The organism is Bradyrhizobium sp. SHOUNA76 (assembly GCF_023006445.1).
In the GTDB taxonomy this organism is placed as follows: domain Bacteria; phylum Pseudomonadota; class Alphaproteobacteria; order Rhizobiales; family Xanthobacteraceae; genus Bradyrhizobium.
In genome coordinates, this window is record NZ_JALBHA010000341.1 from 1 (window position 1) to 7235 (window position 7235).

A 7235-nucleotide genomic window follows, 5' to 3' on the forward strand; every position below is an offset into this window, starting at 1 on the left:
CCGGGCGTCCTGCCCGCCACGCATTTCCGCAGCCAGGGCCGCAAGCTGATGCTGGTGTTCGAGCACCGCCTCGGTGATCTCGTCGCCGACCGCGTCGGCAGCCGCTTCCGCGCGCTCGCCCGGCTGATCAACCGCGCCGGCTCGATCGTGCGGCGCTGAAGCATGATTCAAAAAAGTGCGCAACGGTTGTTCGAAAAGATCATGCTTAAGCAACAACCTTAAGCGCGATGACGATTCATCCCAATCGCATCGCGCTTTAGAGCGCGACGAGACAGATGCAAACGACAGGCATCTGCACCGGCATCTACTTCGCGACGAATCGGCTACCGTTCCAACGAAGCGTCCGACTGTTTCCCTTGCCGTCGAGGAGCTCGACGAAGGCCTGATTGTTGACGGACGAAAGTCGGATGTCATAGGCGCGCACGGCAAGCACGCGACGGTATCGGCCGGCCGTCGCGGCATACACTTCGTGCAGACATCCCGCGGAATTGCAATGAACGGCTCTGCTGCGGCAATGAAAATCGTCGAAGTGAAGGGCCACGAACTCCGTGCCCGGTACGGTCAGATAGAGCGCAAAATGTTGGGCAGCCGCGATGGAGCCTCCACACGCGGCGTTCCATTTCTGCACGTCTGCGCGAATTTCGGCCGGAAGCATGTCGATGTGCGCCGGACTCCACGGATCCTGCGCCGTTCCGCTATGGGAAAGCGCTGGCTGCACAAGAGCGAGCGAGGCAATGACACCGCTGAGCAGCGTGCAGGTAACTTTGCTCAATTTCACGACTTTGCTCCTGCATATTTCGGAACAGTGTTGGCTTCTGCGTTCGCGCGAATGAGCCAAAACCGCAGTTATCTCCGGCGCGACCAAAAATATGCTCCACAGACGAGGCGCGCTTGATGCACATCAACCCATCGGCGTCCCGCCAGCGTAAACGAAATATCGAATGCGGCGCTTCGGACGACTTACGCCATGCAACTGCACCATGGGATTTTCCTTCTGAGCCCCGCTCGGAGCATGACGGCCCGGGTTCTGCTTGCGCTGGCATTGAGCTCTTGGCCTTCAGCGCCGGACGCACAGAATGAACTGAAGCTGACAGATGCGCAGGCGCGCAATCTCGGCGTCCGCGTAACCCATCCGGTCGCGAGCCGAACCGATCTGACGCTGCCCTATCCCGTCCAGATCGTGATCCCCACGCAACAATTGCGGGTCGTCAGCGCACCGGTGGCCGGCATGGTCGCCAATCTCCTGGTCGGGCGCGGTGACCGAGCCTCGGCCGGCCAGCCGCTGGTCACCCTGGAGAGCCCGAGCTTCGTCTCCCAACAGCGCGACTATTTGCACGCGATCGCACAGGAGCTTCTCGCGAGCCAGCAGCTGAAGCGCAACGTCGATCTGTTCGAGGGCAAGGCCGTGCCGCAACGCGTGCTGGAGGCCAGCCAGGCCGAAGCGCGCCAGGCCGCGCTCGTGGTCGCCGAACGGCGTCAGATGCTGCATCTGAGCGGGATGTCCGACGATGCAATCTCCCGGCTGGCCCAGGAAGCGGCGATCAGCGCGACGCTCACGGTCAACGCGCCGCAAACCGCGTCCGTGGTCGAGATCGCGGTGTCGCCAGGGCAGCGGCTCGAACAATCCGCGCCGCTCGTCAAGCTGGCGCGGCTCTCACCGCTATGGGCCGAAATCGCGGTTCCTGCCGCCAATATTCGATCGATCCGCACCGGTGCAAAAGTCGAGATCGAGGGCTATTCCACCCCAGGCAAGGTCGTGCTGGTCTCCGAGACCATCGATCCTGCCACCCAGACCATCCTGGTTCGCGCCGAAGTCCCTAACGACGGCGAGCTGCATCCCGGCCAGACCACCGCCGCGCGCATCGGCTTTATCTCCGCCGGCGAAAGCGCCTGGGAAATCCCTTACAGCGGGCTGATACGGCGCGGCGAGCAAACGTCGGTGTTCGTCGCCTTCGACGGCGGCTTCCGGCTGGTCCCGGTCAAGCTGCTTGCGGAAGATCTGGACCATGTCGTCGTGGCGGGTGCGGTCACGGACCGGGATGAGATTGCGATCGGCGGCATCTCGGCGCTTCGCGGCATTCTCTCCGGACTGGGGCAATAGATGCTCCGGCGCCTGGTTGCGTTCGCGTTGTCGCAGCGACTGTTCGTCCTGCTAAGCGCGCTGCTGGTGATCGGCGCCGGCGCCGTCCTCCTGCCCGGCCTGCCGATCGACGCCTTTCCCGACGTCTCGCCGGTTCAGGTGAAGGTCATCATGAAGGCGGCAGGCCTCACCCCCGAAGAGGTCGAGCAGCGGATCACGGTCCCGGTCGAGCTCGAACTGCTCGGATTGCCGAACAAGAAGGTCCTTCGTTCGACCACGAAATATGCGCTGGCCGACATCACCGTCGATTTCGAGGACGGCACCGATATCTACTGGGCGCGCAACCAGGTATCGGAGCGACTATCGAATATCTCGCGTGATTTCCCGGACGGGGTGAGCGGAGGTCTTGCGCCGATCACAAGCCCCCTCGGCGAGATGTTCATGTTCACGATCGACAGCGCCGAGCTTTCGCTCGCCGAGCGCCGGACGTTGCTCGATTGGGTGATCCGCCCCGCGCTGCGGACGGTCCCTGGCGTTGCGGACGTCAATGCGCTCGGCGGTTATGTCCGCGCCTTCGAGATCGTGCCGCACAACGATGCGCTTGCCGCGCGCGGCATTTCCTACGACCTGTTTCGGCGGGCCATCGAAGCCAACAGCCGCAATGACGGCGCCGGGCGGGTGAACCAGGGCGAGGACAGCGCCCTGGTCCGGATCGAAGGCAGCATCCGTTCGATCGAGGACATCAAGGCCATCGTCGTCGACACACGCGAGGGGGTGCCGATCCTGGTCAACGACGTCGCCAGCGTCAAAGTCGGGACCCTGACCCGCTATGGCGCCGTCACGGCGGACGGCCGCGGCGAAACCGTCGAGGGGCTGGTCCTCGGCTTGCGCGGCGCCAATGCGGGTCAGCTGATCCGCGACGTGCGGGCTCGGCTAGCCGAGCTGCAACCCTCGCTGCCGAAGAGCGTTTCGATCAACGTATTCTATGACCGCAGCCGTCTGGTCAACCGCGCCGTCGGCACCGTGGTGCGGGCACTCGGCGAAGCCACCGCCCTCGTCATCGTTCTTCTGCTGCTTTTCCTCGGCAATTGGCGGGCCTCGCTGGTGATCGCTCTCAGCCTGCCGCTCGCCATCGTCATCGCATTGATCGTCATGCGCTTGGTGGGAATGTCGGCCAACCTGATGAGCCTCGGCGGACTTGCGATCGCGATCGGCATGCTGATCGACGCGCTGGTCGTCGTGGTCGAGAACATCGTCGGCAATCTCAGCAAGCACGAACCGGGCAAGGCCACCCCGCTGATCCACCTGGTTTACCGTTCGGTTTGCGAAGTTTTGGAGCCGGTCGCCTCGGGCGTGCTCATCATCATTATCGTGTTCGTCCCCCTGCTGACGTTGCAGGGGTTGGAGGGCAAGCTGTTCATCCCGGTCGCGCTCGCCATCATTTTCGCGCTTGCCGGTTCGCTGCTGCTGGCGCTCACTGTGATCCCGGTTGCGACGTCCTTCGTGCTCAAGTCCGCGTCGCATCGCGATCCCCTGCTGGTGCGTGCGGCCCAACGGGTCTACGCACCCGCGTTGAACTGGGCCCTGAACAACGAGCGCAAGGTGATGGCTGCGGCGCTGATCGGCCTTGTCGCTGCGGGCCTCGCCTACACAAAGCTCGGCAAGACCTTCATGCCGACGATGGACGAAGGTGACGTCATCGTCAGCGTGGAGACGCTGCCGTCCGTCAACCTCGACGAGTCGCTTGCCATGAATGCAAGGCTCCAGACCGCGCTTCTGGCCGTACCTGACATTGCCGGCATCGTCGCTCGGACCGGGTCCGACGAGCTTGGCCTCGATCCCATGGGCCCCAACCAGACCGACACGTTCCTCGTGCTCAAGCCGGCGGCCGAGCGGGCGACCGACAATCGCGAGGCCCTGCTGCAGAAGCTTCGCGAGGTACTGGCCGGCTTTCCCGGCATCGCGCTCAGCTTCACCCAGCCGATCGACATGCGCGTGCAGGAGATGATCAGCGGCGTGCGCGGCGACGTCGCCGTCAAGATCTTCGGCCCCGACATCGCCCGGCTGAACGAAACCGCGGCGAAGTTGTCGGCGATCCTGTCCAGCATCGACGGCGCCGAGGACGTCTACACCACGCTGAACGAAGGCGCTCAATATTACACCGTTGCGGTCAATCGCATGGAGGCCGGCCGCCTCGGCTTGACCGTGGATTCGATCGTCAACTCGCTCCGTACCCAGATCGAGGGCCGAACGATCGGGACAGCCCTCGAGGAGGGACGCCGCACGCCGATTCTGGTCCGGGGCAGCGAGACGACGCGGGAAGCGCCGACGCTGCTGGCGAGCCTGCCGCTGACGCTCGGTTCCGGACAGCACGTGGCACTGTCGCAGGTCGCCCGCATCCAGCGCGTGGACGGACCGGTGAAGATCGACCGCGAGGACGGCGCTCGCATGAGCGTGGTTCGTGCCAACATCCGCGGCCGTGACATGGTCGGCTTCGTCGAAGCCGCGCGCCAGAAGGTGGCGACCGAACTCCCGCTTCCGAACGGCTACCGGCTGACCTGGGGTGGACAGTTCGAGAACCAGCAACGCGCCGCCGCGCGCCTGTCCGTCGTGGTCCCCGTCGCGATCGGCCTGATCTTCGTATTGCTGTTCACCACGTTCGGTGCCATCCGCCAGGCCTTGCTGGTGCTCGTCAACATTCCCTTTGCCCTGATCGGCGGCGTCTTCGCCCTGGTCGTGACGGGCGAGTATCTGTCGGTGCCCGCCTCGGTCGGATTCATCGCGCTGCTGGGCATCGCTGTCCTCAACGGCGTCGTCCTGGTTTCCTACTTCAATCAACTCCGCGCTCACGGCCTTCGCGAGGATCGTATCGTCGTCGACGGCGCGATGCGCAGGCTGCGGCCGGTGCTGATGACCGCGAGCATCACGGCGCTTGGCTTGATCCCGCTGCTGTTCGCCTCCGGCCCCGGGTCCGAAGTGCAGCGACCGCTCGCCATCGTCGTGATCGGAGGACTCCTGTCCTCCACCCTGCTCACCCTGATTCTCCTGCCGATCCTGTATCGCCGCTATGGCGGGACCTCGAAGGTGGCGAAATGATTGACCAGCCCGTCTGTCTCACGCTGATCGTGCCGCATCAGCTCCGCGACGAGGTGTTCGACCATCTCGCCGAACAGAGCGATCTGGTTTCGGGATTCACGGCCTCACAGGGAGCCGGTCACGGCGCCGAAGTCCGATTGCATACGGCCGCCGAACGCGTGAAGGGCCATGCCGACCAGACCGTCGTGCAAGTGGTGCTGGCAGGGAAAGACGCCGGCCGCCTGCTCGACCGCCTGCGGGTTTCGTTCACTGGAACCAAGTTGGTCTACTGGACGACACCGGTGACGGAACTCGGCACGATCGACTGAGGAGGCCTACTCCGCCGACGCCCTGGCGTGCCGCTCGGACGATTCCAGTGCGGCGGCGCTCAGGCTGCGCCGGCGCCAGATGGTGCCGACGACCAGCACGACGACAACGCCGAGGATCGCGCAGAGATATTCGCCGCCGGCGCCGCCATGGCCGAATTGCGGCGGGATGCGCAAGGCCCCGAGCATCGTGTCGAGCGAGGCACCGAACGGGCCCTCGAACAGCGTGTGCAGCCTCGGCGCGACGCCTGGGTCGGTCGCGATCACCTCGCCCGCGATCCAGCCGAGCAGCGCAGCACCAGCCCAGACCAGGACCGGCAGCTTTTCGAGCAGCGCCATGATCAGCGCCGCACCGGCGACGATCAGCGGCACGCTGATGGCAAGGCCGAGGATCAAGAGCGGCACGCTGCCATTGGCCGCGGCGGCAACCGCGATGACGTTGTCGAGACTCATGACGATGTCGGCGACCACGACGATCTGGATGGCCTGCCACAGATGCGAGGCGGACTCGACGTCGTCCTCGTCCTCGTTTTCCGGCACCAGGAGCTTGGCCGCGATCACGATCAGCGCGAGACCGCCGACGAGCTTGAGATACGGCAGCTCCATCAAGGTCGCGACGATGCCGGTGAAGATGATCCGCAGCATCACCGCTGCGCCGGCACCGAAGATCATGCCCCACAGCCGGTGCCGCGGCGAGAGGCCGCGGCAGGCGAGCGCAATCACCAGCGCGTTGTCGCCGGAGAGCAGGATGTTGATCCAGATGATCTTGCCGACCGCGATCCAGAAGGTCGGTTCGGCCATCTCGTTGCGAAACTGGGTGAAGAACGCCCCGATCGTAGCGGGATCGAAGATCTGCCAGAGCCAGTTCACAATACGTCCTTTCGCCCGTGTCGGCCTAAACTACCGGCTGATGGATCAGCCGACGATCTCGTTGCCCGAGAAGAACTGCGCGATCTCGATCGCGGCGGTCTCCGGCGCATCGGAGCCGTGCGCGGAATTCTCACCGATCGACTTGGCGTAGAGCTTGCGGATGGTGCCGTCGGCGGCCTTGGACGGATCGGTCGCGCCCATCGCATCGCGGTACTTGGCGATGGCGTTCTCGCCTTCCAGCACCTGGACCACCACCGGGCCCGAGGTCATGAACTCGACCAGCTCGCCGAAGAACGGCCGCGCCTTGTGAACGGCATAGAAGGTCTCGGCCTGTTCCTTGGTCATGCGGATGCGCTTCTGCGCGACGATGCGCAGGCCGGCCTTTTCGATCACGGCGTTGACGGCGCCAGTCAGGTTACGCGCGGTCGCGTCGGGCTTGATGATCGAGAAAGTGCGTTCGATGGCCATAATCTTGTCCTTGGGAAGAAAGCGGTGGTTGTCGAGTTGCGGGGCTTATATCGGCGCCTTTGCGATCCGGCAAGCGACCGCCGGGATGACGTCACAGGCGCTTCGCCGCAGGACCGGGACCGGCGATTGCAGCATGGATTACGACAATTTCACCCAGATGAACCCAATCTGAAGCCCCCATTCAGGCTTTGGTTCAGTCCGCCGGCTTAAGCTCCTTCCATCGAAACCAAAGCCTGGCCATCAGGCGGACCGTTTCGGCGGCCTTTCCATCGACGCGGATTGCCCCCGCGCCGGCAGTTCTCAGGAGATCACCATGTTGAGGAAACTTTCGCTTGCCGCTGTCGCTGCGGTTGCGCTGGGTGCCGCGCTGGCGCCGACCTCGGCTTCCGCCCATTGGCACGGTGGCGGCTGGCACG

General features: G+C 64.5%; 6 protein-coding genes and 2 pseudogenes. 5 read left to right on the top strand and 3 right to left on the bottom strand.

Going from position 1 to position 7235, the window contains the following annotated elements:
* Positions 1–159: pseudogene (locus MOV74_RS26690) on the top strand (exopolyphosphatase); the annotation flags it as partial.
* A gap of 145 nt (positions 160–304) precedes the next feature.
* Here MOV74_RS26690 and MOV74_RS26695 read toward each other — a convergent pair.
* Positions 305–778 carry a hypothetical protein gene (locus tag MOV74_RS26695; RefSeq protein WP_246929448.1) on the bottom strand — a complete coding sequence of 158 codons (474 nt, stop codon included), beginning with the start codon at positions 776–778 and terminating at the stop codon, positions 305–307.
* Positions 779–1012: 234 nt separating this feature from the next.
* Here MOV74_RS26695 and MOV74_RS26700 point away from each other — a divergent pair, with 234 nt between their 5' ends.
* From MOV74_RS26700 to MOV74_RS26710, 3 genes are read left to right on the top strand one after another with little or no spacing between them, the layout of a single operon-like run.
* The gene (locus tag MOV74_RS26700; protein WP_246929450.1) at positions 1013–2101 is read left to right on the top strand and encodes an efflux RND transporter periplasmic adaptor subunit; all 1089 of its coding nucleotides are present in this window, start codon (positions 1013–1015) and stop codon (positions 2099–2101) included.
* Positions 2102–5176, top strand: coding sequence for an efflux RND transporter permease subunit (locus tag MOV74_RS26705; protein ID WP_246929451.1), 3075 nt, complete (start codon positions 2102–2104; stop codon positions 5174–5176).
* On the top strand, positions 5173–5484 hold the full coding sequence (locus tag MOV74_RS26710; protein ID WP_246929452.1) for a DUF3240 family protein: 312 nt from the start codon (positions 5173–5175) through the stop codon (positions 5482–5484). The genes MOV74_RS26705 and MOV74_RS26710 overlap by 4 nt, the downstream gene beginning before the upstream one ends.
* Positions 5485–5490: 6 nt before the next feature.
* Here MOV74_RS26710 and MOV74_RS26715 read toward each other — a convergent pair whose 3' ends face one another.
* Positions 5491–6351: a TerC family protein gene (locus MOV74_RS26715; RefSeq protein ID WP_246929453.1), complete on the bottom strand. Its 861-nt coding sequence runs from the start codon at positions 6349–6351 to the stop codon at positions 5491–5493.
* Between the two features lie 45 nt (positions 6352–6396).
* Complete coding sequence (ndk, locus tag MOV74_RS26720) at positions 6397–6819, bottom strand: nucleoside-diphosphate kinase (protein ID WP_140979454.1); 423 nt, start codon at positions 6817–6819, stop codon at positions 6397–6399.
* A gap of 313 nt (positions 6820–7132) precedes the next feature.
* Between ndk and MOV74_RS26725 the strand changes: the two are divergent.
* Positions 7133–7235, top strand: a pseudogene (locus tag MOV74_RS26725) (sulfur globule protein precursor); the annotation flags it as partial.

Bases quoted from the DNA above. Each gene is read 5' to 3' on its own strand.
- MOV74_RS26710 (WP_246929452.1), top strand. From the start codon at position 5,173: ATGATTGACCAGCCCGTCTGTCTCACGCTGATCGTGCCGCATCAGCTC.
- MOV74_RS26700 (WP_246929450.1), top strand. From the start codon at position 1,013: ATGACGGCCCGGGTTCTGCTTGCGCTGGCATTGAGCTCTTGGCCTTCA.
- ndk (WP_140979454.1), bottom strand. From the start codon at position 6,819: ATGGCCATCGAACGCACTTTCTCGATCATCAAGCCCGACGCGACCGCG.
- MOV74_RS26705 (WP_246929451.1), top strand. From the start codon at position 2,102: ATGCTCCGGCGCCTGGTTGCGTTCGCGTTGTCGCAGCGACTGTTCGTC.